The sequence below is a fragment of the Arthrobacter sp. Ld5 genome (assembly GCF_051172775.1).
GTDB lineage: Bacteria > Actinomycetota > Actinomycetes > Actinomycetales > Micrococcaceae > Arthrobacter_D.
This window is the reverse complement of the sequence record NZ_JBPKBO010000017.1, coordinates 56895-81599: the sequence shown is the minus strand read 5'-3', so window position 1 is coordinate 81599 and position 24705 is coordinate 56895. Positions and strand designations below refer to the sequence as shown.

At 70.4% G+C, this 24705-nt stretch carries 25 protein-coding genes, 3 tRNA genes and 1 other RNA gene; 11 read left to right on the top strand and 18 right to left on the bottom strand.

The window, feature by feature from the left end; all coding sequences use genetic code 11:
- Nucleotides 1-4: 4 nt before the first annotated feature.
- Nucleotides 5-661 (bottom strand): hypothetical protein, encoded by a 657-nt coding sequence (locus ACSGDB_RS08240; RefSeq protein WP_434994071.1) that lies wholly within the window; start codon nucleotides 659-661, stop codon nucleotides 5-7.
- Nucleotides 658-1125, bottom strand: coding sequence for an acyl-CoA thioesterase (locus ACSGDB_RS08235; protein ID WP_434994070.1), 468 nt, complete (start codon nucleotides 1123-1125; stop codon nucleotides 658-660). The genes ACSGDB_RS08240 and ACSGDB_RS08235 overlap by 4 nt, the downstream gene beginning before the upstream one ends.
- A 184-nt stretch (nucleotides 1126-1309) precedes the next feature.
- On the opposite strand from ACSGDB_RS08235, the gene ACSGDB_RS08230 reads away from it, so the two are divergent.
- A complete protein-coding gene (locus tag ACSGDB_RS08230; protein ID WP_434994069.1) occupies nucleotides 1310-2230 on the top strand; it encodes an acyl-CoA thioesterase in 921 nt (306 codons plus the stop codon).
- Nucleotides 2231-2311: 81 nt separating this feature from the next.
- Here ACSGDB_RS08230 and ettA read toward each other — a convergent pair whose 3' ends face one another.
- The 6 genes from ettA to mptB form a co-directional block, all read right to left on the bottom strand.
- A complete protein-coding gene (gene ettA, locus ACSGDB_RS08225; RefSeq protein ID WP_434994068.1) occupies nucleotides 2312-3994 on the bottom strand; it encodes an energy-dependent translational throttle protein EttA in 1683 nt (560 codons plus the stop codon).
- A 135-nt stretch (nucleotides 3995-4129) separates the two neighbouring features.
- Nucleotides 4130-4678 (bottom strand): DUF6993 domain-containing protein, encoded by a 549-nt coding sequence (locus ACSGDB_RS08220; protein WP_434994067.1) that lies wholly within the window; start codon nucleotides 4676-4678, stop codon nucleotides 4130-4132.
- A 36-nt stretch (nucleotides 4679-4714) separates the two neighbouring features.
- Nucleotides 4715-5305 carry a single-stranded DNA-binding protein gene (ssb, locus tag ACSGDB_RS08215; protein ID WP_434994066.1) on the bottom strand — a complete coding sequence of 197 codons (591 nt, stop codon included), beginning with the start codon at nucleotides 5303-5305 and terminating at the stop codon, nucleotides 4715-4717.
- Nucleotides 5306-5556: 251 nt separating this feature from the next.
- A tRNA-Arg gene (locus ACSGDB_RS08210) sits at nucleotides 5557-5629 on the bottom strand.
- A gap of 69 nt (nucleotides 5630-5698) precedes the next feature.
- Nucleotides 5699-6130, bottom strand: coding sequence for a DUF3224 domain-containing protein (locus ACSGDB_RS08205; protein WP_434994065.1), 432 nt, complete (start codon nucleotides 6128-6130; stop codon nucleotides 5699-5701).
- Nucleotides 6131-6179: 49 nt separating this feature from the next.
- Nucleotides 6180-7700 (bottom strand): polyprenol phosphomannose-dependent alpha 1,6 mannosyltransferase MptB, encoded by a 1521-nt coding sequence (mptB, locus tag ACSGDB_RS08200; RefSeq protein ID WP_434994064.1) that lies wholly within the window; start codon nucleotides 7698-7700, stop codon nucleotides 6180-6182.
- A gap of 287 nt (nucleotides 7701-7987) precedes the next feature.
- Between mptB and orn the strand changes: the two genes are divergently transcribed.
- The 4 genes from orn to def all read left to right on the top strand — a co-directional run bounded on the left by orn (nucleotide 7988) and on the right by def (nucleotide 10694).
- Nucleotides 7988-8590, top strand: coding sequence for an oligoribonuclease (gene orn / locus ACSGDB_RS08195; protein WP_434994063.1), 603 nt, complete (start codon nucleotides 7988-7990; stop codon nucleotides 8588-8590).
- A gap of 127 nt (nucleotides 8591-8717) precedes the next feature.
- Nucleotides 8718-8790: transfer RNA gene (locus tag ACSGDB_RS08190), tRNA-His, on the top strand.
- A 153-nt stretch (nucleotides 8791-8943) separates the two neighbouring features.
- The gene (locus ACSGDB_RS08185; protein WP_434994062.1) at nucleotides 8944-10116 is read left to right on the top strand and encodes an acyl-CoA dehydrogenase family protein; all 1173 of its coding nucleotides are present in this window, start codon (nucleotides 8944-8946) and stop codon (nucleotides 10114-10116) included.
- A 5-nt stretch (nucleotides 10117-10121) separates the two neighbouring features.
- Nucleotides 10122-10694 (top strand): peptide deformylase, encoded by a 573-nt coding sequence (gene def / locus ACSGDB_RS08180; protein ID WP_434994061.1) that lies wholly within the window; start codon nucleotides 10122-10124, stop codon nucleotides 10692-10694.
- 24 nt (nucleotides 10695-10718) lie between these two features.
- Here def and ACSGDB_RS08175 read toward each other — a convergent pair whose 3' ends face one another.
- On the bottom strand, nucleotides 10719-12011 hold the full coding sequence (locus ACSGDB_RS08175; protein ID WP_434994059.1) for an MFS transporter: 1293 nt from the start codon (nucleotides 12009-12011) through the stop codon (nucleotides 10719-10721).
- A gap of 527 nt (nucleotides 12012-12538) precedes the next feature.
- Nucleotides 12539-12937, bottom strand: an RNA gene (rnpB, locus tag ACSGDB_RS08170) — RNase P RNA component class A.
- Nucleotides 12938-13017: 80 nt separating this feature from the next.
- Here rnpB and ACSGDB_RS08165 point away from each other — a divergent pair.
- The gene (locus tag ACSGDB_RS08165; RefSeq protein ID WP_434994058.1) at nucleotides 13018-13779 is read left to right on the top strand and encodes a YaaA family protein; all 762 of its coding nucleotides are present in this window, start codon (nucleotides 13018-13020) and stop codon (nucleotides 13777-13779) included.
- A 101-nt stretch (nucleotides 13780-13880) separates the two neighbouring features.
- On the opposite strand, the gene ACSGDB_RS08160 is transcribed toward ACSGDB_RS08165, so the two are convergent.
- The 3 genes from ACSGDB_RS08160 to ACSGDB_RS08150 all read right to left on the bottom strand — a co-directional run bounded on the left by ACSGDB_RS08160 (nucleotide 13881) and on the right by ACSGDB_RS08150 (nucleotide 16579).
- Nucleotides 13881-14774, bottom strand: a complete 894-nt coding sequence (locus tag ACSGDB_RS08160) for a reverse transcriptase-like protein (RefSeq protein ID WP_434994172.1) — start codon at nucleotides 14772-14774, stop codon at nucleotides 13881-13883.
- Between the two features lie 62 nt (nucleotides 14775-14836).
- Complete coding sequence (locus ACSGDB_RS08155) at nucleotides 14837-15586, bottom strand: zinc ribbon domain-containing protein (protein ID WP_434994056.1); 750 nt, start codon at nucleotides 15584-15586, stop codon at nucleotides 14837-14839.
- A gap of 84 nt (nucleotides 15587-15670) precedes the next feature.
- Nucleotides 15671-16579: a Nif3-like dinuclear metal center hexameric protein gene (locus ACSGDB_RS08150; protein ID WP_434994054.1), complete on the bottom strand. Its 909-nt coding sequence runs from the start codon at nucleotides 16577-16579 to the stop codon at nucleotides 15671-15673.
- A 104-nt stretch (nucleotides 16580-16683) separates the two neighbouring features.
- On the opposite strand from ACSGDB_RS08150, the gene msrA reads away from it, so the two are divergent.
- The 3 genes from msrA (at nucleotide 16684) to epsC (ending at nucleotide 18890) form a co-directional block, all read left to right on the top strand.
- Nucleotides 16684-17208, top strand: a complete 525-nt coding sequence (msrA, locus tag ACSGDB_RS08145) for a peptide-methionine (S)-S-oxide reductase MsrA (RefSeq protein ID WP_434994053.1) — start codon at nucleotides 16684-16686, stop codon at nucleotides 17206-17208.
- Between the two features lie 103 nt (nucleotides 17209-17311).
- Nucleotides 17312-18247 (top strand): cysteine synthase A, encoded by a 936-nt coding sequence (gene cysK / locus ACSGDB_RS08140; protein ID WP_434994052.1) that lies wholly within the window; start codon nucleotides 17312-17314, stop codon nucleotides 18245-18247.
- 55 nt (nucleotides 18248-18302) lie between these two features.
- Nucleotides 18303-18890 (top strand): serine O-acetyltransferase EpsC, encoded by a 588-nt coding sequence (gene epsC, locus ACSGDB_RS08135; protein ID WP_434994050.1) that lies wholly within the window; start codon nucleotides 18303-18305, stop codon nucleotides 18888-18890.
- 83 nt (nucleotides 18891-18973) lie between these two features.
- On the opposite strand, the gene gndA is transcribed toward epsC, so the two are convergent.
- Nucleotides 18974-20410, bottom strand: a complete 1437-nt coding sequence (gene gndA / locus ACSGDB_RS08130) for an NADP-dependent phosphogluconate dehydrogenase (RefSeq protein WP_434994049.1) — start codon at nucleotides 20408-20410, stop codon at nucleotides 18974-18976.
- Nucleotides 20411-20630: 220 nt separating this feature from the next.
- Here gndA and rlmN point away from each other — a divergent pair, with 220 nt between their 5' ends.
- The gene (gene rlmN, locus ACSGDB_RS08125; protein ID WP_434994048.1) at nucleotides 20631-21866 is read left to right on the top strand and encodes a 23S rRNA (adenine(2503)-C(2))-methyltransferase RlmN; all 1236 of its coding nucleotides are present in this window, start codon (nucleotides 20631-20633) and stop codon (nucleotides 21864-21866) included.
- Between the two features lie 88 nt (nucleotides 21867-21954).
- A tRNA-Val gene (locus ACSGDB_RS08120) sits at nucleotides 21955-22027 on the top strand.
- A 278-nt stretch (nucleotides 22028-22305) separates the two neighbouring features.
- Here ACSGDB_RS08120 and ACSGDB_RS08115 read toward each other — a convergent pair.
- The 4 genes from ACSGDB_RS08115 to ACSGDB_RS08100 form a co-directional block, all read right to left on the bottom strand.
- A complete protein-coding gene (locus ACSGDB_RS08115; RefSeq protein ID WP_434994047.1) occupies nucleotides 22306-22518 on the bottom strand; it encodes a hypothetical protein in 213 nt (70 codons plus the stop codon).
- 24 nt (nucleotides 22519-22542) lie between these two features.
- Nucleotides 22543-23163 (bottom strand): hypothetical protein, encoded by a 621-nt coding sequence (locus ACSGDB_RS08110; RefSeq protein ID WP_434994046.1) that lies wholly within the window; start codon nucleotides 23161-23163, stop codon nucleotides 22543-22545.
- 118 nt (nucleotides 23164-23281) lie between these two features.
- A complete protein-coding gene (locus tag ACSGDB_RS08105; protein WP_434994171.1) occupies nucleotides 23282-24217 on the bottom strand; it encodes an NAD-dependent protein deacetylase in 936 nt (311 codons plus the stop codon).
- Between the two features lie 23 nt (nucleotides 24218-24240).
- Nucleotides 24241-24705 carry a redoxin domain-containing protein gene (locus ACSGDB_RS08100; RefSeq protein ID WP_434994045.1) on the bottom strand — a complete coding sequence of 155 codons (465 nt, stop codon included), beginning with the start codon at nucleotides 24703-24705 and terminating at the stop codon, nucleotides 24241-24243.

Genomic DNA, 24705 nt, shown 5'->3' with positions numbered 1-24705 from the left:
CCCGTCAGAGGACGGCGGCGGCCCGCACGAGGACGTGGCCGCGCGCCGTGCTGATCCGGGACCAGCGCCCGTTCGTGTGGACGGTGGCCGACGTCCCGGCCTCGAGGAAGCCGAGGCTGAACGCACCGAAGGCCGCGCCGGCCGGGACGGCACCGGGCACACCGTCCAGAGGACGACCCCACGCGGCGATCCTCGCGCTGCTCACCAGGGGCGCGCCCGCGCGATCGGGCAGACTGCCCGCCACCTCCGCGATGCCCTGATGCGCCGCCCGGTCGAGGACCTCCGCCGCGACGGACCCGGCCGCGGCCCACTCCGATCGGGGAGGGAGGACACCGGCCCAGTTCTCGGCCACCGTCACGGTCGGGACGGGGAACACGACGTCACCCTCCGGCATGCGCGCGAGCCGGTCCAGGACCGAGCCGAGCGCGACCGTGGTGTCGACGTCGGCCTCCTCGTCCAGCGCCATGGTCCTGAGCCCCAGCACGGTGGGGACGGCCTCGCCGAGCACCGTGGGGCGGAGGATGCAGACGTACGCGGCGAGCACCCGGCCCGCGCCCACGAGCCGCATCCCCGCGTCGTCGCCGGCGCGCGCCCGCGCCGTGAAGGTCCGGAGGTCGGCGACGGTCTGCGGGTCCGCGAAGCGGAGGGACGAGGAGGTCATGCCCGCCGCCCGGAACGGCGGAAGGGGACGTCCGGGCCCTGCCAGGACCGGAGGATCGTCTTCTGCACGTCGGACAGGCGCACCGGACGACCCGTGCTGCGGCTCACCAGGACCATGGTGGTCGCGGCGACCGCGCTCGTGGTGCTTCCCTGCGCCCCCACGCGGTCGCGCACCGTGTAGCCGAGCTCGAAGCTGGAGCCGCCCACGGCAGTGACCCAGAGGTCCACGGCGGCCGGCTCCATGCTCACGCTCAGCGGCGAGCGGTACTCGATCTCCTGCCGGCCGACGAGCGTGTAGTGGTCGGGGTCGATCAGCTCCATGAAGGAACCATCGGGGCGTGGCTCGTGCATCAGCGACAGGCGCGCGTCCTCGAGGAACTGGAGGAAGCGGACGTTGTTGACGTGGCCGTAGGAATCCTCGTCGCCGAACCGCAGCTGGAGGGGGAAGGTGTGCACCGGGGACATGACGCCATCCTCTCAAACCGGGCCGCCGCCCGACGATTCGCGGTGGTGTGCGGGGCCGGTGTGAGGAACACCATGGCCGTGCCCGCGTGCCCGTATTGAGTGCTCATGGGGCGGCGTCTACTGTCAGTAGATGCCCGGGAGCGATTGCTTCCACCGCCCCCGCCCCACGAGGAGACACCCGACCATGGCAGAACACGCGCCAGCATCAGAGGCACCGGCGCAGGGAGCGCAGGCGAAGGACCCCACCCGGGCCCTCCTCGACCTGCTCGATCTCAGCAGTGCCGAGGGGGCGCAGACGGACGAGGAGATCTTCGTCGGTGGCTCTGCCCGTCAGCCTGGCCGGCGGGTCTTCGGCGGCCAGGTGCTCGCGCAGTCGCTGATCGCCGCGATGCGGACCGTCGAACCGTCGCGCGAGGTCCACTCCATGCACGGCTACTTCCTGCGGGCCGGCGACGCCGACCAGCCCATCACGTTCGGGGTGCAGCGGCTGCGGGACGGGCGCTCGTTCTCCGCCCGCCGCACCCACGCCTACCAGAACGGCGTGCCCATCCTGTCCATGATCGCCTCGTTCCAGGAGCCCGACGACGGCGTCACCCACCAGGACACGATGCCGGCGGGCATGCCCGATCCCGAGAGCCTGCCCTCGACGGCCGAACTGCTCGGCGCCTTCGACCATCCCGTCGCGCAGGCGTGGGCCTTCGACCGCCCGTTCGACATCCGGCACGTGGACGCACCGCTGTACCTGTCCAACGAGGGGGCCCGGGAGCCCCGGAACGCCGTCTGGATGCGCAGCCTCGGGCCCATGCCCGACGATCCGAACGTCCACCGCGCCGCGCTCGCGTACGCCAGCGACTACACGCTCCTCGAATCGATCCTGCGGCCCCACGGCCTGAGCTGGATCCAGCCCGGCATGAATGTGGCGAGCCTCGACCATGCGATGTGGTGGCACCGCCCCGTGCGGGTGGACGAGTGGCTGCTGTACGTCCAGAGCTCCCCCAGCGCGTCCGGCGCCCGCGGACTCGCCGCCGGCCGCATCTACGACCGCAGCGGGGCGCTGGTGGCGAGCGTAGCCCAGGAGGGCATGGTCAGGATCCCGTCCGCCTGACGTTCCTGTCCTCGGACGGAAGAAGGGACACGGCGTGCGCCGTGTCCCTTCCCATGTCCGCCTGCGCCCGTGCGCGCCCTGCTAGTCGCGCGTGAGGCGGCGGTGCGTGACGCGGTGCGGTTTCGCGGCGTCCGGTCCGAGCCGCTCCACCTTGTTCTGCTCGTAGGCGTCGAAGTTGCCCTCGAACCAGTACCACTGGTCGGGATTCTCCTCGGTGCCCTCGTAGGACAGGATGTGGGTGGCCACCCGGTCGAGGAACCACCGGTCGTGCGAGACGACGACGGCGCAGCCCGGGAACTCGAGCAGGGCGTTCTCGAGGCTCGAGAGCGTCTCGACATCGAGGTCGTTGGTCGGTTCGTCGAGGAGCAGCAGGTTGCCGCCCTGCTTCAGGGTCATCGCGAGGTTCAGCCGGTTCCGCTCACCACCGGAGAGGACCCCGGCCTTCTTCTGCTGGTCCGGGCCCTTGAAGCCGAACGCCGACACGTACGCACGCGAGGGCATCTCGACCTGGCCCACCTGGATGAAGTCGAGTCCGTCGGACACGACCTCCCACAGGCTCTTGTTCGGGTCGATGCCGCCGCGGGACTGGTCCACGTAGGAGATCTTCACCGAGTCACCGATCCGCAGTTCGCCGCCGTCGAGGGGCTCCAGGCCCACGATGGTCTTGAACAGCGTGGTCTTGCCCACACCGTTCGGGCCGATGACACCGACGATGCCGTTGCGCGGCAGCGAGAAGGAAAGTCCGTCGATGAGGATGCGCTCGTCGTAGCCCTTGCGCAGGTCGTGCGCCTCGATGACCTGGCTGCCGAGCCGGGGGCCCGGCGGGATCTGGATCTCCTCGAAGTCGAGCTTCCGGGTGCGCTCGGCTTCCGCGGCCATCTCCTCGTACCGGTTCAGGCGTGCCTTGGACTTCGTCTGGCGGCCCTTGGCGTTCGAGCGGACCCACTCGAGCTCCTCGGTCAGGCGCTTCGAGAGCTTCTGGTCCTTCTTGCCCTGCACCTCGAGGCGCGCGCGCTTCTTCTCCAGGTAGGTGGAGTAGTTGCCCTCGTAGGGGTACAGGTGACCGCGGTCCACCTCCGCGATCCATTCGGCGACGTGGTCGAGGAAGTAGCGGTCGTGGGTGACGGCGAGCACGGCGCCCGCGTAGGACTTGAGGTGCTGCTCCAGCCAGAGCACGCTCTCGGCGTCGAGGTGGTTGGTGGGCTCGTCGAGGAGGAGCAGGTCCGGCTTCTGCAGCAGCAGCTTGCAGAGCGCCACCCGGCGGCGCTCGCCACCGGAGAGGACGCGGACGTCGGCCTCGGGCGGCGGGCAGCGCAGGGCGTCCATGGCCTGCTCGAGCTGGGAGTCGAGGTCCCAGGCGTCGGCGGCGTCGATGGCCTCCTGCAGCTTGCCCATCTCGTCGAGGAGGGTGTCGTAGTCGGCGTCCGGGGACGCCATCTCCTCGGAGATCTCGTTGAACCGCTGGATCTTCCCGAAGATCTCGCCCACGCCCTCCTGGACGTTGCCGAGCACGGTCTTCTCCTCGTTCAGCGGTGGCTCCTGCAGGAGGATGCCGACCGTGTACCCGGGGCTGAGGCGCGCCTCACCGTTCGACGGCGTGTCCAGGCCCGCCATGATCTTCAGGATGGTGGACTTACCCGCACCGTTCGGCCCCACCACGCCGATCTTCGCGCCCGGGAAGAACGACATGCTGACGTCGTCGAGGATTACTTTGTCGCCAACGGCCTTGCGGGCCTTGCTCATTGTGTAGATAAATTCCGCCATACCACCAAGGCTAGTGGGTGCCCGGACCGATCTCCCACTCGACCGGGTCCGGGCGGGTGGTCATCGGCCTGGCCGGGTCACCGAAGCCGGGTCACCGGATCAGCGCCGGCCCCCGGTCGGAGCCGCCCGCCCCGGTCAGCGCTGGTCCCCCACGAAGCACAGGCCGGAGGCGAGCGCGGGAAGGACCGCCACCGTGACGCTGCCCTCCCGCACCTCCCCGAAGATGCAGGTCGCGTCGATCAGGCCGGCGCCCTGGATCGCGTCGACGTCCAGCCCGGTGGGAGTGGTGTCGACGGACACCTCGACGGATGCAGGGCTCGCGCCCGCAGCGGCGAAGCCCTCCCCGATGGCGGTCCGGACGCGGTCGCTGGTGACGGCCTCCCCGCTGTCGGCCAGGGCGGTGAGCTCGGACTCGACGGCACGCGCGATACGCGGGGCGTCCCCCTCCGGCGGGGCGGGGGCGGTGGCCGGAGAGGGCACCGCGGACGTGCCGTCCTCCGCCCGGTCCGACGACGGCGCCGCGCCGGCCGCCGTCGTTCGGGATGTGGGGGTGGTACCTGCCGGATCCGACGGCACGACGGGCGTGGCCGTGCACGAGGTGACGCCGAGGGTCAGGCCGATGCCGAGCGCCGCGATCATCAGAACCGTTCCGCCGGGGCGGTCGAGAGGCAGGGCAGCAGTCACCCGATCATCCTGCCATCGATCCCCGCCCGGCCGCGGTCAGAACGGCACGGACTCCTCCTGACGCAGGTCCTCGTGGCCGCCGCCCCTGCTTCCCTCGGGTACGCCCTCGCCCGGGCCGGGACCGTCGCCCGCCTCCGCCTCGAGGTCCGAGGCCGTCCCGAACACCTCTCCCGTGGTGGCGTCCACACCCGGGGGAAGGTCGTCCCCGGCCGGATCACCGTCCGCAGGATCCTCCGTTCCGGCGCCGGCCTGCGCCTCGCCGCGGTCGACCGTGGTGCGCCTGAAGTTCGCCGTGCCCCACATGAGGTCGTGTCCGGCGGTGTCGGCGTCGATGTCCACGGACGTGCCCGTCCGGCCGTCCGCGTTGATCCACGGGCGGACCTTGAGCCGCCCGGTGACGATCACGCGGTCTCCCTTCTTCAGGCTGGCGCCTGCATTCGTGGCGAGCTGGCGGAACATGGACACCGAGTACCAGTTCGTGTGTCCGTCCACCCACGCGTTCGCCTCCTTGTCGAAGCGGCGGTCGGTGGAACACATGCGGAACCCGGCGACCGCCAGGCCGCTCTGCGCAGAGGTGAGCCGCACGTCCGTGGCGACGTAGCCCCGCACGGTGATGATGTCGGTCATGATCTGTCCTTCCGTCGATCCCGGTAGGCGGCGGCCGATGCCCGCCTCCTCCCAGTCTTCGCGCGGAGAACCACCGCCGCGGGGGCGGTCGACGCTATGTGGACAACTGTCGTCACCGTGCCGGGCGACGGACGGATCCGCCGCCCTCGGGCCCAGGACGACCGGGCAGCGCCGCTCCGCGGTCCCCGCAGGGCGGGCCGTCCGACCGGCAACGCGAAGGGCCGGACGCTCGGCGTCCGGCCCTGATGCTGTGCCCCCGGCAGGATTCGAACCTGCGACCAGAGGATTAGAAGGCCCCTGCTCTATCCCCTGAGCTACGGAGGCAGTTCCCCCAGTTTACTATGGGCGGCCCCGGGCGGCCCGGCCGCCGTCGCAGGGGCCCGCGCTGAGCGCCTACTCGGTCTCGGTCTCGGGCTCGGTGGGGAAGCTCACCCTCAGTTCCAGGCGGTGCTGCCCGTCGGGGTCCTGGGAGTAGATGGCCTTCCCGGCGATGCCGCGGAGCCCGTCGGTCCCGGAGCCCGGGATGATGTGGCCCGAGCTCGCCGCATCCGCCCCCTCGGCGACGCCCCAGTGCTGGACCGTCATCGCACCGGTCCGGTCCCCGATGCTGCCCACGAACTGCTCGGATGCGACGTAGCCTGCGCCGACGTCGTTGCCTGCCATCAGCAGTTCCGCGGTGCTGGTCCCGGTGATCTCGCCCTCGAAGACCTTCGAGGCCCGAACGCGGGAGAGTTCGCCCGTGCTGCCGGGCTCCGAGTACGGCTCGGCAACCCAGTCGGTGATCTCGAACTCGCCGTTGTACGTCGTCGTTCCTGTTTCCATCATCTGTTCAGTATCGCCGCTCCGGGCCGCCACCGCATGCCGGGCTCCGCGGTCAGTAGGCCAGGCCGGGCGCTGACGGCCGGTACTTCCGGAGGAACAGGACCTTCGTGCTGCGATCGAGGAACACGAGATACAGCGCGAACCCGAGCGCGATGACGGCCGCGATCTGCCGTGCCATCAGAAGGCTGAAGTCGAAGTAGGGGAAGATGTCGAGCTGGTCCGTGATGGCGTAGACCATGAAGAACGCGACCGTGAAGTACAGGAACTTCACCTGCCAGTCGTCCCGGATCCCGGTGACCGCGAACAGCGGGATCAGCCAGACGACGTACCAGGACTGGATCATCGGCGCCAGCACCACGATGGCCGCGAAGGCGATGGCGAGCCGGCGGACGAGCCGGCTGTGGTCGCCGCGGAAGATCTGGAGGGCGATGATCGCGAGCGACGCCACCCGGGCGAGGGTGTGGAAGGCGCCCGCGAGATCCCAGCCGGGCAGACCGAGGGCGTCGCCCAGCGAGGCGATCACGAGCCCGATGAAACCGACCGGCGCGTACCAGATCCAGACGCTGCCCGGCGTGCTGAGCGCGCCGACCCAGCCGAACCCGAAGGTGTTGATGTACCCCATGATCCAGAGGATGCCGAGCGACATGCCCGCGGTGAGGAACCAGTAGAGGAACCGGCGCGGCCAGGAAGCGCCCCGGCCCGCCCACATGAGGCCGACGAAGGGCAGGAAGATCAGGGTGATCGGCTTGATCCCGATCGAGAGCGTGATCAGGAGGATCCCCAGGACGGGCCTCTTCGTCGCGGCCAGGTAGAGGCCCGCCAGGGCCAGGCCGATCATGAGTGAATCGTTGTGGATGGCCGCCACGAAGTTGATGAGGAACAGCGGGTTGGCGGCGCTGAGCCACAGCGCGCGGTTCGCGTTGATGGAGTGCAGGGCCGCGAGCTTGGGGATGATGTAGACGCACAGGGCCACTCCGATGAGCGCCACGACCCGGAACAGGATGATCGAGGTGTCCGGGTTGCCGCCCGTGATCCTCACGATGCCCTCCTCGATCCAGAGGAAGACGGGCCCGTAGGGGGTGGGGCTCTGCGCCCAGAGGTCGTCGGCGCCGATCTGCAGGTAGTTCGAGATCTGCGAGTACCCGTCCACATAGGGGTTCAGCCCGGCCACCATGACCTGCCCCTGGGCGATGTACGCGAAGACGTCACGGCTGAACAGTGGAAGCGCCGCGGCGAGCGGGATGGTCCACGCGATGATGGCCGTCATCAGGTACGGCCTCGTGTCGTCCGACCAGCCGTTCAGCCGCTGCCCCAGGCGCAGCCACGACCGGACGAGGAGCATCCCGCCGACCGCCAGGAGGAGCACGGAGAGGACGGCGCCGGCGGGTTCGAACCGCAGCCAGATGATGAGCGGGATCCGCCGGAGTTCCGCCGACGCGAGGGACAGCCAGCCGACGCCGAGCGACCCCATCCACATCAGGAGGGAGCCGACGAACCCCTGCACGATCGCGATGTTCGGTCGATTGGGCCCCCGCTGCGTCGCGACGTCGGGAAGCGGGACCTGGGCGGGCATCGGGGAAATCCAATCGTCGGCAAGCAGAAGTCGGCGTCGATCGCCCCTGTCCCCAGACCGGTGACGGCCCGACGGCGGGAGGCCCGCGGGCGGTGCCGTGCCGGAAGCAGCAGGGCTTCCCGGATCTCCCCGCGGCCCTGAGCGAACTCCTCGAATATTAGCATCGGGCCGGGACCGGGACCCGGCGGGCGTCGCGGCGTCAGGTGTCGGGTCCGGTCGCGCCCCGGACCCGGGGAGCGCGCGGCGCCGGGCGCAGGAGCGGGGGTGCCGGACGGTACATTGGTCGAATGCCGATATCGAATGACCCCATCGTCTGGATCGACTGCGAGATGACGGGACTGGACCTCGTTCACGACGCCCTGATCGAGGTCGCCGTCCTTGTCACGGATTCCGAACTCAACGTCCTCGGGGACGGGGTGGACGTCGTGATCAAGCCCACGGCCGAGGCCCTCGCCCAGATGGGTGACTTCGTGCGGACGATGCACACCACGTCGGGGCTTCTGGAGGAGCTCGACGGCGGCATCACCATGGAGGACGCCGAGCGGCAGGTCCTGGAGTACATCAAGGCGTGGGTGCCGGAGCCCCGCAAGGCCCAGCTGGCCGGCAACTCGGTCGGCACCGACCGGAACTTCCTCGTCCGGGACATGCCGCTCGTCGTCGACCACCTGCACTACCGCGTCATCGATGTGTCGACCATCAAGGAACTGGCGCGCCGCTGGTACACCCGTGCGTATTTCCAGGCCCCGGCGAAGACCGGCGGCCACCGGGCCCTGGGTGACATCGAGGACTCGATCAGGGAGCTGCGCTACTACCGGTCGGCGGTCTTCGTGCCCTCCCCCGGTCCCGACTCCGCGACCAGCAAGAGCATCGCCCGTTCGATCGCGTCCTGACCGCGTCCGGCGACGACCGGCCGCCGCGGTCGGGAGCACGCCGAAAAGTGTGTAAACTTGTATCCGCTGCCTTCCACGAACAGCCCGGCAGGCCACTCGGCCCCGGGATGCACCGCGGAGACACATGGTGGGTATAGCTCAGTTGGCAGAGCGCCTGGTTGTGGTCCAGGAGGTCGCGGGTTCAACCCCCGTTACTCACCCTCAGTAGTCAGGAACGTCCCTGACGACGTATGCCGTCCCGGAGATCGTCCGGGGCGGCATCCGTCATTTAGGCCCCACCAAGCCAAGACCCGGAACACCGCCCGTCCCGGCCGGTGCCTCGCCCGGGCTGCGAGCATACGAAGGACCCCGTCATGGAACGCACAGTGTTCGAAGAAGATCACGAGCTCTTCCGCGATGTCGCCCGCGAGTTCAACGACCGCGCCGTCGCCCCCCACTACGCCGACTGGGACCGCCGGCACCTGATGGACCGCTCGGTCTGGACCGCGGCGGGCGAGCAGGGGCTGCTCGGTCTCGCCGTGCCGGAGGACTTCGGCGGGGCAGGCATGCCCGACTTCAGGTTCCGGGCGGTGCTGGACGAGGAGTTCGCCCGGGCCAACCACCTCGCCGTCGGACTCGCCTTCCATCTGCAGGACGATCTCGTCCTCCCGCACCTGCTCGCGTACGGATCGGACGACCTCAAGGAGCGGTGGCTGCCGGGCATGGTCTCCGGGGAGATCGTCACGTCCTGCGCCTGGACCGAGCCCGGTGCCGGCAGCGACCTCCGCGGCATCCGGACGAAGGCCGTCCGCGACGGCGACGACTGGCTCATCACCGGCCAGAAGGTGTTCATCGGCAACGGGATCAGCGGCGACGCGTCCCTCGTCCTCGCGCGCACCGACGGCAGCTCGGGCCGGGGCTCGAGCGACTCGTTCTCCCTCTTCATGGTGCGCAAGGGCCAGGGCTACACGCCGGGGCGCCAGCTGGACAAGATGGGCCTCCGCGCGTCGGACACCGCCGAACTCTTCTTCGACAACGTACGCGTGCCCGGAGCCGACCTCGTGGGCGAGGTGGGCCAGGGCCTGCGCTACAGCCTCGGACAGATCCCGCAGGGCCGCCTCGGCATCGCGGTCGCCTCCGCCGCCCTCGCGCGGGCGACCTACGAGCAGACCGTCCGGTACGTGGGCGAGCGCAGCGCGTTCGGAGAACGCGTGCTCGACTTCCAGACCACCCGCCACGTGCTCGCCGACATCCTCACCGAGGTGCAGGTGACGGAGACCTTCGTCGACCAGGCCGTACTGGCCTTCAACGCGGGGACGCTGACTCCCACCGACGCCGCCCAGGCCAAGCTGTGGGCCAGCGAGCGGGCGAAGTCGATCACGGACCGCTGCCTCCAGCTGCACGGCGGCTACGGCTACATCCTCGAATACCCGGTCTCGCAGGCGTTCCTCGCCGCGCGGCTGCTGACCATCTTCGGCGGGACCAGCGAGATCATGCGCGAGTCCATCGGCCGATCGATCGCAGACCGCCCCACCCAGAACAGGTAGGTTCCATGACCGTCCACCCCATCACGATCGCCGGCGAGCCGGTCCTGCACCGGCGCGCCCTGCCCGTCGACGCCTTCGACGACGCGCTGGGCACCCTCATCGCCGACATGTTCGAGACCATGGACGTCGCCAACGGGGTGGGCCTCGCCGCGCCGCAGATCGGCGTGGGGCTGCGCGTGTTCGTGTACGGGATGGAGAACGACGACGGCGTCGCCCCGCGCGGCGTCCTCGTCAATCCGACGCTCGTGACCTCGAAGGTTCCCGGCTCGGATCCCGACCCGGAGGACGAGGCGGAGGGCTGCCTGTCCGTGCCGGGCGAGTCCTTCCCCCTCAAGCGGGCCGACTGGGCGCGGGTGTCGGGGTTCGACGGCGACGGCGTTCCCGTCGAGTTCGAGGCGACGGGGTGGTTCGCCCGCTGCATGCAGCACGAGTTCGACCACCTGGACGGCCGGCTCTACGTGGATCGCCTGAACAACCGCCAGGGGCGCAAGGCGAGCAAGGCGATGAAGAGCAACGGCTGGGGCGTACCCGGGCTCACCTGGATGCCCGGCGTGGACCCGGACCCGTTCGGCCACTAGCCGGACCGGCGCTGCGGTGCGGCGTCAGGCGTTCCGTGCGGCCTCGACCCCGGGGGCGGGCGCGGGGGCCTCGACGAGGTCCTCCAGCCGCTTCACGCCCCGGAGTGGTCCCAGCAGGGCCACCAGCGGAGCGGTGCACGCGATGAGGACGCCGATCAGCACGGCCTCGCGGATCCCGACGGTCTCGGCGAGGACCCCGGCGACGAGGCTCGCGAGCGCCAGCATGCCCCAGCTCACCGTGCGGGATGCGGCCCCGAGCCGGCCCATCATGGCCGGGGGGCACACGCGCTGGCGGAAACTCGTGCCGATGACGATGTTCCAGGCGACGCTCGCACCCATCACGAACATGCCGAGCAGTCCCCACAGCATGCCGGGGCCGGGCGAGAGAACCAGGAGGGACGCATAGCCGAGCACGCCGGGCACCATGGACCAGCGCCACAGCGGTCCGGAGCCGAAACGCTCACCCATCGAGTGCGCCGTGACCCCTCCGACGGCTCCCCCGACGGAGGACGCGGCCAGCAGCAGGCCGAGCCACACCTCGGACTCCCCCACCGTCCTCAGCACCAGCAGGACGAGCAGCGAGGCAGAGATGTTCCCGCCGAGGTTCCAGAGCGCGGCATTGAGCAGGAGGGCGCGCAGCGGGGCGGTGCTGAAAGTGTAGCGGAGGCCGTCCCACATCTCGTGGAGGATCCGGTGATCGCCCCGCGGGCGGACCTCCTCCTTCACATCGAGGCGCTGAATGGCCACCAGCGCGATCACCGACGTCGCCACCTGCACGATGAGGGTGTTGGAGGCTCCGACGGCCCCGGTGAGCCATCCTGCGGCGGAGCGTCCCGCTGCGTCCGCGGCGGCACCGGACCCGGTGATGAGGCCGTTGCCCTCCATGAGCTCATCCGCGGTGATGGCCTGTTGCACCAGCGCGGCATCCGCCAGCTGGAAGAACACACCGGCCACCCCCGCGACGAAGGCGGCGACGAACAGCAGGGGCGTGCTGAGGAAGCCGAAGAAGTAGCCGACCGGCAGCAGCCCGAGGACCAGGACGCGGACGGCGAGGGACGCGAGCATGACCGGTTTGCGCGGCAGCCTGTCGACCCACACGCCGATGAGCAGTCCGCAGAGCAGCCAGGGCAGGAAGGTCATGCCGGCGATGGCGGCGACCTCGAAGTTGCCGGCGTCGAGTTCCACTGCGGCGATGACGGGCAACGCCACCGCGGCGACAGCGTTGCCGAGCACGCCGAACGTGCTGGAGACCATCAGCGCCCGGAAATTGTGGTTGCGCACCAGCAGGTGTCGTTCGGCAGCGCCCCCAGTGCTCATCAGGTCACCCTAGTCCAGGGCACCTACGTTGATCCGACCGTCGTGGCCAGTCCCCCGCGCCGATGAGCCGGGTCTTGACGGGCGTCGGGGCACCCCCGATAATCACGGGCCAACCGGCCGGATGAGCGGTCGGCGTTCCCGATTTCTCCCGCGGCGTACCGGGACCTCCTGCGTTTGCGGCGCCGTGACCGGAGGCGGACCATGGAGGAGGGAGTGCGTCCCGCGGTCGTTCCCCCAGCAGTACCGCGGTCGATGGGCTCCCGAGGCGGCTATGGACGCCGGGCGGTCCCCCTACCTCTTGAGACCGGGTGCGGGGGACCGTTTCACGAGCGTGAGCGGCCGGGCCGGGTGGAGGTGAACGGGCCGGCCCCGGAGCCCCAGCAGTGGGCCGACCCGTTCATACCGCAGCGATTGCGTGTGAGACCCGCGGCGATGTTCACACAGTAGGACGAGCGGGGTCCCGCGACAACGTGGGACGCGCCGGCTGCCCGTGCACCCGGTCCTCGTGGCCGATAGGCGGAGGTCGAGGGATGGGTCGACCGATACGCCGGGTTCTGTCATCGCACGCCGTCGCCGGCGTGCGAGTGGCGGCCATCCATCTACGGACGCCGTTGCCGACGCCCTCCAGCGGCCTACCCGTGCACTCGGGCGGGCAGCCCTCGAACGTGCACTGTCTGGCCTTGCTCCGGGTGGGGTTTACCGAGCCGTGCCGGTCGCCCGGCACGCTGGTGGTCTCTTACACCGCCTTTTCACCCTTACTACCCGTGCCGGCCGGAGCCGGCAGCGGGAGCGGTTTCTTTTCTGTGGCACTGGCCTGCGGGTTACCCCGAGTGGGCGTTACCCACCACCCTGCCCTGCGGAGCCCGGACGTTCCTCGGTGGAGCAGATGCTTCCGCACCGTCCAACGCGGCCGCCTGGTCGACCCATCCGCTCTCCAGTCTAGGCGACCGGACGGCTGCCGGCGGCCGTGCGCGGATGCCTTCCGTGGGTTGGATACAGTGGATCGGTGCTGATCCTGCTCCCCCCGTCCGAAGGCAAGTCCGCGGCCCGTACCGGCGCCCCGCTCCATCTGGACGATCTCCACTTCCCCGAACTGAACGGCGCGCGCAGGGACGTGCTCGAGGCCCTCAGGACCGCCAGTGCCGGCGACGACGCCCACGCGGTCCTCGGCGTCGGAGCATCCCTTGCGGAGGACGTGGCACGGAACCTGGTGCTCGACGTGGCCCCCGCCGCTCCGGCGCACGACATCTACTCGGGCGTCCTGTACGACGCCCTCGACTACGCGGGCATGACGGCCGTCCAGCGGCGCAGGGCGCGGGAGCAGTGCATCATCGTCTCAGCCCTGTGGGGGGCTGTGGGGTTCGGCGACCGCATCCCCGCCTACCGCCTGTCGATGTCCGTCGACCTCCCCGGCACCGGGCGCCTCGCGTCCTTCTGGCGTGAGCACCTCGCGGCGCCGCTGGCCCGCCACGCGGGGGACGGCCTGATCGTCGACTGCCGCTCGAGCACCTATGCGGCGGCCTGGGCACCGCCTCCGCAGCAGAGCGCCGCCGTCAACGTGTTCCAGGTCCGGAACGGGAAGCGGACGGTCGTCTCCCACTTCGCCAAGCACACGCGGGGCGAGCTCGCCCGGCACCTGCTCACGCGGCGCGGCGCGGCTCCCGCGACGCCGGACGCCCTGCTTTGCGCCGCCCGCGAGAAGTGGACGGCGGACCTTCGGCCGGCTACCGCTCGGAAACCCGCGCAGCTCGACATCGTGCTCGACTGACCGGATCGGCCGTCCGTCGAGCCGCAGTCGGCGGCAGAGCACTGCTGGCCCACCCGTGGCCCGCATCCGCGGGCGGAGCGACGCCGCGCGTGAGGGCGCGCTCAGTCGGCGACGAGCTCCACCTCGAACCCCTCGGCGTTCTCGAGGTACGCGGCATAGTGCTCGGGGCCGCCCGCGAACGGGTGGCGGTCGGCGAACAGCAGCGACCAGCCGTGACTGGCCGCCCGCCGCGCCAGGAGATCGACGTCGGCGCGGGAGCCGGCGCGGAACGCGAGGTGGTTCACCCCGGGTCGACGTCGGTCGTGGCCTTCGCCGGCGACGTCCGGTCCGCTCTCGAGGACCACGTAGAAATCCTCGGATCCGAAGCTCACGCCGGTCGTCCACGACTTCTTGCGGGGAAAATCGAGCCGCTCGAGCAGCCAGCCCAGGCTGGCGACCGCCGCCGGGAGATCCCCCGTCCACACCTCGACGTGGTGCAGCCGGCCTGCCCGCCGGGGCGCCTCCTCCACGGGGGCAGCACGGCCGGTCGAGGGCCCAGTCGCGGCGGAACGCGCCGCAGCGCCTCGCGGCTTCCAGTCCACGCCGGCCATCCCGGCGTCCATCGCCTCGTTGGAGAGGCGGTCGGCATCCTTGTTCCGCTCGCGCGGAATCCACTCGTACGTCACGCGTCGCGGATCGAGGACCTTCCGCGCCCTCGCCGCCAGGACGCGCATGTCGGCGTGCTTGATCTGCCAGCGCCCGGACATCTGCTCGACGACGAGCTTGGAATCCATCTTCACGTGGACCGCGGCCTGCGGGTTGATCTCGCGCGCGAGCTCGAGGCCCGACACGAGACCGGAGTACTCGGCCACGTTGTTGGAGGCCTTGCCGATGTAGGCGGCCTTCTCCACGAGGATGCGGCCCGTGTCCGGATCGCGCACGAGGGCGCCGTAGCCCGCGTGCCCAGGGTTGCCGCGCGATCCGCCGTCGGCCTCGACGACGAGGCGCACGGGCAGATCCTTCCGGGCTCGGTCCTGGTCCTGGTCCTGTGCATAGGGGTCGAACAATTGCTGGTCGGTCACGGCTGCTGGTTTCCCCAGTCGCTGGAGCGGACGAGGATGCAGCCGGAGTCGGGGCAGAGGACGATGTCGTCGGGCGCGGCGGCGGAGATGTCGGCGAGATCGCCGGGGCTCAGCTGCATGCCCGATCCCTCGGACTTGCCATGGAAGAGCCGTGCGGCTCCCACGCCGCGCCGGGCCAGGATGCGGTCGTAGATGGCCAGGAGGCCTGCGTCGAAGGTGGCGGCGAGGTCGTCCCGCTGCGCCTGCACCCGAGCGCGCTGCGCCTCGACGTCGGCCAGTTCCGCGTCGCGGGCGTCCTCGAGGGCCTTCAGTTCGGCGCGGACGCCGTCCGTGCGCCCCTGCACCTCGGCCTGCGCGGCCCGCGCCGTGTCCACCCGTTCCATGACGTCGAGCTCGACGTCCTCGAGGTCCGACCGCCGCTTCGTGAGGGTCGCGACCTCGTGCTGCAGCGCGGTCAGGTCCTTCGAGGTCCCGGTGCCGCTGTTGAGCCGCTTCTCGTCGCGTTCGAGGCGGGTGACGACGGACTGGACCTCGTCCTCGGCACGGGTGAGTTCGCGCTGCAGGTCCCCGAGCTCGGTGGTGGCCCGGACGAGTTCGGCGTCGACCTCGGCCACCCGGCCGGCGACGAGCCCGATCTCGGGATTGCTGCGGGCAGCGGCGGCCTGGCGGGCGAGCTTGTTGAGGGTCGAATCGAGGGCCTGCAGATCGAGCAGGCGGAGTTGTTCCTCGGGTGCAGCCTTGGCCACGATAAACCTCCAGGTGGGACGGATGGGCCCGACGGGCGGGCGGGGGCCTCGTCCCAGCCTAGGCCACGGTGCCCGGGACGGCGGTCAGTGACCGGGTGTGAGGACGAAGTCCCAGGGGTCGGTGTTGACGCCGCTCACCCGGATGTCCGCGGTGAAGCCCTGGTCGGTCAGGACGTTGGCGAGGGCCGCGGCGGCGGGCGTCAGCCACAGCCATTCGCTGCCGAAGTGGGAGACATCGATGAGGTACGGCGTGGCACCGGCCGCCGCCTCCCTGACCTCCGACGCCGGATGGTGCCGCAGGTCCGCGGTCACATAGACGTCGGCCCGGCTCGACCGGACGCGGTCGAACAGGGAATCACCCGCGCCGCCGCAGACGGCGATCCGCCGCACCAGGGCGTCCTTGTCGCCGGCCACCCGCACCCCGCCCGCCACGGCGGGGAGGATGGAGAAGACCACTTCCGCGAAGGCTCCGAGCGTCACCGGCGCGCCGAGGTCCCCGACCCGTCCGATGCCCTCCTCGGGCAGCCCGTCCGCCGCCGGGGCGAGGGGCCGCACGTCCTGCAGCCCGAGGGCGTCCGCGAGCACGTCGGAGACGCCCCCGACCGCGCTGTCACCGTTGGTGTGGACCGTCACCAGGGCGCACCCGGCCTCGATCAGCCGGTGGACGGCCTCCCCCTTGAAGCCCGACGCGGCGACGGAGGAGACGGGCTTCAGGAGCAGCGGGTGATGGGAGACGATCATCGTCGCTCCCCAGTCGAGTGCCTCGTCGAGGACGGCCGCGGTGGGATCCACCGCGAAGAGGATCCTCTCCGCCCGCCTGCCCGACCGCCCGGCCACCAGCCCCACCCTGTCCCAGTCCTCGGCGAGACTCTCGGGCCACAGTTCCTCGATGGCCAGGAGCACGTCGCCGACGGTGGGCGCCGTCGGCCCGGACGGAACAGGCGCGTCGGCACCGGACGGAGCGACACCGGAGTCGTGCTCGTTGTGGTCCATGACACCAGTAATACCCGCCGTCGTCGGACCCGCCAAGTCCGGCCGTCCACCGGCGGCGGAACGGGCACGGGAATCATCGGCGCGTGGCGCGCATTGGAACAGTCATGAAGACTTTCGTGCTTGGAGGGGGCTGCTTCTGGTGCCTCGATGCCGTCTACCAGAAGACCCGCGGCGTGACCGAGGTCGTCTCCGGCTACACCGGCGGCCATACGAGGCACCCGGACTACGACAGCGTCTGCTCGGGAATCACCGGGCACGCGGAGGTGGTCGCGGTGACTTTCGACGAGGAGGTCGTCCCCGAGGACGTCATCCTGGACATGTTCTTCGTGTCCCACGACCCCACCACGCTGAACCGGCAGGGCTACGACGTCGGCACCCAGTACCGCAGCGTCATGTACTACCAGGACGCCGCGCAGCAGGAGCTCTTCGAGGACGCGATCCGCCGCAACCAGGAGAGCTGGAAGGACCCGATCGTCACGGAGGTCAGCCGGCTCCCTCACTTCCACGTCGCCGAGGACTGGCACCAGAACTTCTACGCGAAGCACCCCGAGCAGGGCTACTGCCAGGTCATCATCAACCCGAAGCTCGCGAAGGCGCGGAAGTATTACGCCCAGTGGCTGGCCGCATAGGAGCGCAGGCGCCCGGCCGCTAGGCTGACCGCCGTCGCCCCCGGGGCAGGTCCGCACCGCCCCACCGACTCCCCCACCCCACCCCGAAGAAGGCAGGCTCCCCATGGCAAGGATCTACGACGACGTCACCCAACTGGTCGGGCGCACCCCCCTCGTCCGGCTCAACCGGCTGACCGAAGGACTCGACGCGCAGGTCGCCGTCAAGCTCGAGTTCTACAACCCGGCCAACAGCGTCAAGGACCGCATCGGGGTCGCCATCATCGACGCCGCGGAGAAGGCCGGTGCACTGCGCCCCGGCGGGACGATCGTGGAGGGGACCTCCGGCAACACCGGCATCGCCCTGGCCATGGTGGGAGCCGCCCGCGGGTACAAGGTGGTGCTGACCATGCCGGAGACCATGTCCACCGAGCGGCGCGTCATGCTCCGGGCCTACGGGGCCGAGATCGTCCTCACCCCCGGGTCCGAGGGCATGCGGGGCGCCGTGGACCGCGCGAAGGAGATCGTCGCGACGACGGAGAACGCCATCTGGGCCCAGCAGTTCGCGAATGCGGCGAACCCCGCGATCCACCGCGCCACCACGGCCGAAGAGATCTGGGAGGACACCGACGGCGAGGTGGACATCTTCGTGGCCGGAGTGGGCACCGGCGGGACGATCACGGGCGTCGGCCACGTCCTCAAGGAGCGGAAGCCCGGCGTGCAGGTGGTCGTCGTCGAGCCCGCCGATTCCCCCATCCTCAACGGCGGCGCGCCCGGCCCGCACAAGATCCAGGGGCTCGGCGCCAACTTCGTCCCGGAGAACCTCGACCGGGAGATCTACGACGAGGTGATGGACGCCACGGTGGAGGACTCCGTGCGGGTCGCGAGGGCGCTCGGGACGCAGGAGGGCATCCTCGGCGGCATCTCGTCCGGAGCCATCGTCTGGGCGGCGCTCGAGCTCGCGAAGCGCCCGGAGAACGCCGGTAAGCTCATCGTGGCCATCGTGTGCGACTTCGGCGAGCGCTACATCTCAACGGTCCTCTTCGACGACATCCGCGGCTGACCCTGCGGTCCCTGCGGCGACGCCCGTCCCCAACCATCCCAGGAGAAGGTAGCCGGTGAGATTTCTAGCACGACTGAGCGAGGACCTCGAGACCGCGCGCACCCACGACCCGGCGGCGCGCGGCCCCTTCGAGACCACCGTGGTGTACTCGGGTCTGCACGCCATCTGGGTCCACCGCCTGACCCACCGCATGTGGCGGAACGAGAGGCTGCGCTTCCCCGCCCGCGCGCTGGCCCAGCTCGCGCGCGCCGTCACCGGCGTGGAGATCCACCCCGCCGCGACCATCGGCCGCCGGTTCTTCATCGACCACGGGATGGGCGTGGTGATCGGGAGTACCGCGGAGATCGGCGACGACGTCATGCTCTACCAGGGCGTCACCCTGGGGGGACGGTCGCTCGAGCGGGTCAAGCGCCATCCCACCATCGGTGACCGCGTGACGATCGGCGCGGGCGCGAAGGTCCTCGGCCCCATCACCATCGGCGCGGGCAGTGCGGTCGGGGCGAACGCCGTCGTGGTCAAGGACACTCCCCCGGATTCGATCATCACGGGAATCCCGGCGACGTTCCGCCACCGGGACTCGCGCCGCGAGACGCAACCGGCCGTGGACCCCGCGGAGTACGTGGACCCGGCGATCTACATCTGACGCACGGTCGTCGGACGACGGAAGCCCCGGATCTCGGTCCGGGGCTTCTGTCGTCCGTGCCGTCAGCGCCGACCGGGCGCGGGTCAGTGCGTGTCGACGGCCTCGATCTCGGACTTGTCCTCGCCCCACAGCGTGTGGAAGGTGCCCCCGCCGTCCACCCGGTTGTAGGTGTGGGCGCCGAAGAGATCGCGCAGGCCCTGCGTCAGGGCCGCCGGCAGGCGCGGGCGGCGCAGGCCGTCGTAGTAGGCCAGCGACGCGGCGAAGACCGGGACGGGGATGCCCAGCTGGACGGCGGTGGCGACCACGCGGCGCCAGGCCGGCACCGCGCCGGCGATCGCCTCGGCGAACGCGGGGGCGAGCAGGAGGTTGGCCGGGCGCTCGCTGCCCGCGTACGCCTTCATGATGTCGTCGAGCAGCTCGGCACGGATGATGCAGCCGGCCCGCCACAGGGAGGCGATCTCGTCGAGCCTCAGGTCCCAGCCGTACTCCTTCGCCGCCGCCGTGAGCATGTCGATGCCCTGCGCGTAGCTCACGAGTTTCGAGGCGTACAGGGCGAGCCGGACGTCCTCCACGAAGGTCTCGGGCAGTTCCACGGTGCCCTCGCGGCCCTGCAGGATCTCCTGCGCCAGCACGCGCTGCTCCGTCTGGGAGGACAGGGCGCGCGCGAAGACGGACTCGGCGATGCCCGACGTCGGACTGCCCAGTGCCAGCGCGGAGACGACGGTCCAGCGGCCGGTCCCCTTCTGCCCCGCGGCATCCACGACGACGTCGACGAAGGGCTTGCCGGTGCGGGCATCCGTGTGGCCGAGCACCTCGGCCGTGATCTCGATGAGGAACGAGGACAGGGTCCCGGCGTTCCAGTCGGTGAAGATCTTCGCCTGCTCCGCCGGCTCGATCCCCGCACCGGAGCGCAGGAGGTCGAAGGCCTCGCCGATCACCTGCATGTCCGCGTACTCGATGCCGTTGTGCACCATCTTCACGAAGTGGCCGGCGCCGTCCGTACCGATCCAGCGGCAGCACGGCTCGCCGTTGTACTTGGCGGAGATCTTCTCGAGCATGGGGCCGAGCGAGTCGTAGGCCTCGCGGGAACCGCCGGGCATGATGGACGGGCCGAGGAGGGCGCCCTCCTCGCCGCCGGACACGCCGACGCCGACGAAGTGCAGGTCGTGGGCGGACAGGGCCGCTTCACGCCGTCGCGTGTCCTCGTAGTGGGAGTTGCCGCCGTCGATCACGATGTCGCCGGGCTCCAGCAGGGGCACCAGCTGGTCGATCACGGAATCCACCGGCTTGCCGGCCTTCACCATGATGAGCACCCGCCGGGGCTTCTCCAGCGAGTCGACGAGTTCCTGCATGGTCTCCGTGCGGATGAAGTCGCCGTCGCGGGCATGCTTCTCCAGCAGGGCATCCGTCTTCTCAATGGATCTGTTGTGCAGGGCCACGGTGTAGCCGTTGCGGGCCAGGTTGCGGGCGAGGTTGGCCCCCATGACGGCCAGGCCTGTGACGCCGATCTGTGCGCTCAATGTGTTCTCCGTTGTTGGTCAACTGCATGCAACATGCTGCATGTGCCGGTGCTTAGGGCGCGTTACCGCGCGGCTCCTCCGGTCGCTTTCACACTATTACCGTCGTGCGGCGCGCCGCCACACCGGCGGGTCCCCGTCCCGCTATGTGTCGCGCGGTCCACGCCTCCGGCGGCGGGGCCACCGCCGGGCCGGCTGGGACGCTGGTGCCATCCGTGAAAGAATGATAAGGATGTCCGACGTTACCGTTACCCCCGCTGCCCCTGCCCCTGCTTCCGCACGCCCCCAGGTGCGCCCCGAGGTGGAGGGCGCCGAGCCGATCGTCGCCAGCGACGGCCGGCCGCTGCTGCAGTTCAAGTCCCCCCGGGTCAGCCAGCCGCCGGTGCACCTGGCGGACCTGAGCCTCGCCGAACGGCAGGACCGGCTGAAGGAACTGGGACACCAGGGCTTCCGCGCCAAGCAGCTGTCCACGCATTACTTCTCGCACTACACGACGGACGCCGCGGCGATGAGCGACCTGCCGAAGGCCGGTCGCGAGGAACTGGTCGCGGCAATGTTTCCTCCCCTGCTCACCGAGGTGAAGCGCCTGACGACGGACAACGGGGACACCATCAAGTTCCTGTGGCGCCTCTTCGACGGCGCCCTCGTCGAGTCGGTGCTGATGCGCTACCCCGGCCGGGTGACCCTCTGCGTCTCCTCGCAGGCGGGCTGCGGCATGAACTGCCCGTTCTGCGCCACCGGGCAGGCAGGGCTGACGCGCAACATGTCGACGGCCGAGATCGTCGACCAGGTGGTCGCGGCGAACCGCGCCCTCGCCGAGGGCGCCCTCGGCGACCTGCGCACCGACGGCGGGCACGACGCCGACCGCGTGACGAACATCGTCTTCATGGGCATGGGCGAGCCCCTGGCGAACTACAAGCGCGTCATGGCGGCCCTCCACCGCTTCGTCGACGACTCCCCCGAGGGTCTCGGCATGTCCGCGCGGAACATCACCGTGTCGACCGTCGGCCTGGTCCCGGCGATCAACAAGCTCGCGGCGGAGTCGCTGCCGGTCACGTTCGCACTGTCCCTCCACGCGCCCGACGACGAGCTTCGCGACGAGCTCATCCCGGTCAACACCCGGTGGAAGGTCGACGAGGCGCTCGACGCCGCCTACAACTACTACCGGGTCACCGGGCGTCGCGTCAGCATCGAGTACGCGCTCATCAAGGACATGAACGATCACCCCTGGCGGGCGAACCTGCTGGCGAAGAAGCTCAACCAGCGCGGACGCGGCTGGGTGCACGTCAACCCGATCCCGCTCAACCCGACGCCCGGATCCATCTGGACGGCGTCCGAGAAGAGCGTCTCCACCGAGTTCATCAGCCGGCTGCGCGCCGCAGGCATCCCGACGACGCTCCGCGACACCCGCGGCAAGGAGATCGACGGCGCGTGCGGCCAGCTCGCCGCCGGCGAGTAGACGCACCGGGATTGGCGTCCGCGATCGGCGAGCCGGTATAGTCGATCCTCGTGATGCCGCCCAAAACGGGTCCGGCATCACGGGATGAGGGTCTTTAGCTCAGCTGGTAGAGCGCCACGTTTACACCGTGGATGTCATCGGTTCGATCCCGGTAGGACCCACCGAGAACACAGAAGGAGCCCCGCACCTGCGGGGCTCCTTCTCTGCTCCAGATCCACGGCTGCGGCCGCTATGCGACTCCGCTCTCGTGAGCCTGGCAGTCCTGGCAGAAGAGGGTCTCGCAGACCTCTCCGCAACACTGGCACCGGTGCTCCGTATGGCTCATGGGGACGACCGTAGTCGCCCGACCGGCGTCCGACCCGCGAGACCGCTACTCGACCTGGTCACCGCGCGACCACGTAGTCCGTCGCGTGTCCGGGCGGCCCGCGGCCGGCCCCGCTCAGCGCCGTCTCAGAATCTCGATGAAACGCTGCGCGAGGACGATCAGCACGAGCGACGCCCCGGTCACGAAGAGCAGTGCCAGCCACAGGGCGGGCGGCCCGTTGTCGTCGATCCCGAGCCCAAGTCTGCGCGCGGCGATGCACAGCGCCAGCATGCTGGCACCGACGACGAGGATCGTCGTCCTGCGATTCCACCGCCGCTGTCTCAACACGCCGTCCACTCTAGCGAAGCGCTCCTACCCCTGTGCCTCGACTACGCCGACCGGCCTGCCGTCGGCGAAGGTGACCGTGTATTCCTGCCCCATGATGACGACGACGCACTGCATGGCCCCGGTGACGCGGCAGTCGTCCTCCGGGGCGGGCGCCGTCGCCGGATCCTCGAAGATCGGCTCCAGCAGTTCGGGCGGGATCCCCGGAGGCGTGGGCTCGTGGAACATCATCGAGCCGGGCGGCAGGCAGGTGTAGGGATCGCCGGGATCGGACCACCAGGCGCCCTCCTCCGTGATCGGGCACTGCGGGTACGGCGGCGTCGGCAGGGACTCCGGCGGAAGATCGCCACCCCGCGCGGGATCGGCCGGAAGCGGGGCCGGCGGCGTCGGCCCGGGGGCGGCCGGGGCATCGACGGCCCCGCTCACGGCGGGGGAACCGCCGGCCGGCACAGGAACCGCCGGGGCGGACGACGACGGCGGGGCGACCGCCGGCACGGACGAGGGCACGGCCGAGGGCGCGGCCGCAGTAGGGGCGGGGACCGCGACGGCCTCGTCCGTCCGGCCCTGCACCTCCATGACCACGGGTGCCGCGACGAGCGCTGCCGCGGATGTGAAAGCGATGAGAAGAGACCGAGTTCCGTGCTGCATTGTTCCACCCTGCTCGAGAGACCTGATGGAACGACGCTACGGGCGCGCCCGTGATGCGGGCAGCGTACGCACTACTCACACGCAAAGTTGACTACCTGCAGATCATGCGGTGCACTACCTAGGGCTGCGGCAGGTCCGGCAGCTCTTCGGCGAGGTAGGTGAGGGCCTCGGAGACGCCCACCTCGATCTTGAGCGAGGCGAAGTCGTCCCCGCGCGTCCACCCGCGGTTGATGATCACCACGGGCTTGCCCTCCTTCGCCGCGTGGCGGACGAAGCGCAGGCCGCTCATGACGGTCAGGGAGGACCCGGCGACCAGCAGCGCGGCGGCGTCGTCGACCATGGCGTACGCATCGGCCACGCGGTCCCTGGGCACATTCTCGCCGAAGTACACGAAGTCTGGTTTGAGCATGCCGCCGCACGCAGGGCACGGGGCCATGAGGAAATCACCGGTGTCGTCCACGTCGGCGTCGGCATCCGGGGCGATGTCCCCGGCGTCGGACTCCCGCTCGAGGTAGCCCGGGTTCAGGGCCTCGAGGATCTCCGCGATGCGGGATCGGGCGAAGAGGCCGGCGCACTGCAGGCACACCACGCGGTCGAACGTCCCGTGGAGGTCGATGACGTTGACACTGCCCGCGGACGAGTGGAGCCGGTCGACGTTCTGTGTGATGAGCCCGGACAACAGGCCCCGCTGCTCGATCCGCGCGACGGCTGCGTGACCCGCGTTCGGGTCGGCCCGGCGAAGATGCCGCCAGCCCAGGTGGTTCCGAGCCCAGTAGCGGCGGCGGAGGGCCTCGTCACCGACGAACTGCTGATACGTCATCGGGTTGCGGGGCACCGACTGCGGGCCGCGATAGTCCGGGATGCCGGAGTCGGTGCTGAGCCCCGCGCCGGTCAGCACCGCCAGGCGCAGGCCGCCGAGCAGGGCGACGGCCTCGTCGAGCAGGTCGCGCTCCGTCGCCCGGAGCGCAGGGAGCACGGACGCCGGCGGCTCCCGCACGAATCCGGTCAGCCCGAGCCCCGGGTTCGACTCCGGTCCGGGCAGGTCGTCACGCATCCGCATGCCGCCGCCCGGAGCGGTCACAGGGCCGCTTCGACCGAGCTCAGCGCGTGGGCGTAGTCCGCGATCGGCCGGCCCTGCCCGTGGGCCGAGGACACGAGGGCTCGCACCACGCCCGCGCCGTCGAGCACGTAGCTGATGCGTTCGGCGTAGCCCTGCTCCTCGTCGAACGCCCCGTAGGCGCGCGTCACCGAGCCGTGCGGCCAGAAATCGGCCAGGAGGTCGAACGAGATGTCGTTCGTGTCCGCGAAAGCACGCAGCGTGTACTTGTGATCCACCGAGACCGCCACGAGCGTGACCCCGGCGGCGTCGAACATCTCCAGGTTGTCCCGGAGCTGACCGAGTTCGTCGGTGCAGACGCGGGAGAACGCGAAGGGGAAGAAGACGACGACGGCGCCGCCGACCAGGGATGAGCGGGTCACGGTCTCGCCGAACTGGTTCGCCAGGGCGAACTCGGGTGCCACCGACCCGACGTCGAGTGGCAT

What these genes read in the sequence shown, in the direction of transcription:
- ACSGDB_RS08105 (WP_434994171.1), bottom strand. Translation starts at nt 24,217, where the DNA reads ATGCGTGACGACCTGCCCGGACCGGAGTCGAACCCGGGGCTCGGGCTG.
- ACSGDB_RS08235 (WP_434994070.1), bottom strand. Translation starts at nt 1,125, where the DNA reads ATGTCCCCGGTGCACACCTTCCCCCTCCAGCTGCGGTTCGGCGACGAG.
- cysK (WP_434994052.1), top strand. Translation starts at nt 17,312, where the DNA reads ATGGCAAGGATCTACGACGACGTCACCCAACTGGTCGGGCGCACCCCC.
- ACSGDB_RS08240 (WP_434994071.1), bottom strand. Translation starts at nt 661, where the DNA reads ATGACCTCCTCGTCCCTCCGCTTCGCGGACCCGCAGACCGTCGCCGAC.
- mptB (WP_434994064.1), bottom strand. Translation starts at nt 7,700, where the DNA reads ATGCCCGCCCAGGTCCCGCTTCCCGACGTCGCGACGCAGCGGGGGCCC.
- orn (WP_434994063.1), top strand. Translation starts at nt 7,988, where the DNA reads ATGCCGATATCGAATGACCCCATCGTCTGGATCGACTGCGAGATGACG.
- ACSGDB_RS08100 (WP_434994045.1), bottom strand. Translation starts at nt 24,705, where the DNA reads ATGCCACTCGACGTCGGGTCGGTGGCACCCGAGTTCGCCCTGGCGAAC.
- ACSGDB_RS08230 (WP_434994069.1), top strand. Translation starts at nt 1,310, where the DNA reads ATGGCAGAACACGCGCCAGCATCAGAGGCACCGGCGCAGGGAGCGCAG.
- ACSGDB_RS08150 (WP_434994054.1), bottom strand. Translation starts at nt 16,579, where the DNA reads ATGGACCACAACGAGCACGACTCCGGTGTCGCTCCGTCCGGTGCCGAC.
- ACSGDB_RS08175 (WP_434994059.1), bottom strand. Translation starts at nt 12,011, where the DNA reads ATGAGCACTGGGGGCGCTGCCGAACGACACCTGCTGGTGCGCAACCAC.
- ssb (WP_434994066.1), bottom strand. Translation starts at nt 5,305, where the DNA reads ATGACCGACATCATCACCGTGCGGGGCTACGTCGCCACGGACGTGCGG.
- ACSGDB_RS08185 (WP_434994062.1), top strand. Translation starts at nt 8,944, where the DNA reads ATGGAACGCACAGTGTTCGAAGAAGATCACGAGCTCTTCCGCGATGTC.
- rlmN (WP_434994048.1), top strand. Translation starts at nt 20,631, where the DNA reads ATGATAAGGATGTCCGACGTTACCGTTACCCCCGCTGCCCCTGCCCCT.
- msrA (WP_434994053.1), top strand. Translation starts at nt 16,684, where the DNA reads ATGAAGACTTTCGTGCTTGGAGGGGGCTGCTTCTGGTGCCTCGATGCC.
- def (WP_434994061.1), top strand. Translation starts at nt 10,122, where the DNA reads ATGACCGTCCACCCCATCACGATCGCCGGCGAGCCGGTCCTGCACCGG.
- ACSGDB_RS08205 (WP_434994065.1), bottom strand. Translation starts at nt 6,130, where the DNA reads ATGATGGAAACAGGAACGACGACGTACAACGGCGAGTTCGAGATCACC.
- ettA (WP_434994068.1), bottom strand. Translation starts at nt 3,994, where the DNA reads ATGGCGGAATTTATCTACACAATGAGCAAGGCCCGCAAGGCCGTTGGC.
- ACSGDB_RS08110 (WP_434994046.1), bottom strand. Translation starts at nt 23,163, where the DNA reads ATGCAGCACGGAACTCGGTCTCTTCTCATCGCTTTCACATCCGCGGCA.